The organism is Streptomyces sp. NPDC027672 (assembly GCF_055566335.1).
In genome coordinates this window covers 1-1,133 of record NZ_JBVHSO010000042.1, presented here as the reverse complement: position 1 = coordinate 1,133, position 1,133 = coordinate 1, and the positions used below count along the sequence as shown (strand labels likewise).

Here is a 1,133-nt window from a genome sequence, read left to right as displayed (position 1 = left end):
GCCCCTCGACCTCGTGGCGGCCTCCGAGGCCAAGCCCGACCCGCGGGCCACCACCAAGCTGCCCCGTCGCTCCGCCTACCCGCAGAAGCTCCGCGCGCGGGAACTGCCCACCCAGGCGTTCCAGGACATCCGCACGATCCAGGGTTCGCTCGACACCTTCGAGACGATCCTGACCCAGCCCGACCGCGTGGTGACGCCCTTCGGCAACGCCGTGAACCGCTCGATGTCGACGTCCTGGCGCGATCAGCCCGTGGAGGCGCGCCAGTACCGCACGACGGTCCACAGATACTTGAAGAGCCTCACCTCCGAGGTACAGCTCATCAAGAAGTCCGACGTGACCCTCTCCGGGCGCAGCGCGACCATTCCGGTCACCGTGCAGAACCAGCTGGTGCAGGGCGTGGACCGCCTGGTCCTCCGGCTGACGTCGGACAACATCCGGCTCAAGTTCAACGACGACGGGTCCCGGACCGAGCTGCCCATCAGCATCGCCGGCGGCCACAGCCAGTCGGTGAAGTTCGACACGACGACCAGCGCCAACGGACGCGCCCAGGTGACCGCCCGGCTGTTCACGGAGGACGGCACCCCGTACGGCGAGGAGATGACCTTCACCGTGAAGGTCTCCGAGGTGACGCCGACCGTCCTGCTCGTCATCGCCGGCGGCTTGCTGCTCCTGGTGCTGGCGGGCATCAGGATGTACACCCATCGCAAGCGCGCCGCGGCAGGCGACACGGCGAACGGTGACGGTGACGGACCCGAGCAGCCGAGTGACCCGACTCCGGACACCGGTCCGGAAAGCGGGGACCCTTCGGAAACGGGTGAGAAAGTGGACCGTTGAGCGATGTCTGTCGTGGCCGGTCGGCCGGGGACGATGAGGTAGGGGTTTCGATGAACGCGCCGTACGACGGTGACCGCGGGCAGGGCGCGGGCGGAGCAGCGTCTCCGGGCGGGCCTCCGGTTCCTCCGCAGCCGGGCCAGGACGGCTCCGTGCCGCCGGACCCGTACCTCCAGCACGCCTACGAGGAGGACCCCTACCGGGCGCAGGGTCTGACCGCCCAGGACCCGGTGGGCGAGGCTCTCTACGACCGCGCCGCGCACCCGCCGCCGCCCCCCGGCACGTACCAGGATCCGGGAGC

General features: G+C 70.1%; 1 protein-coding gene and 1 pseudogene. Both read left to right on the top strand.

Going from position 1 to position 1,133, the window contains the following annotated elements; translation table 11 throughout:
- On the top strand, positions 1-835 hold an 835-nt coding region (locus ACZ4SV_RS36390), incomplete at its 5' end, for a DUF6049 family protein (RefSeq protein ID WP_468011455.1).
- Positions 836-885: 50 nt separating this feature from the next.
- Positions 886-1,133: pseudogene (locus tag ACZ4SV_RS36385) on the top strand (murein biosynthesis integral membrane protein MurJ); the annotation flags it as partial.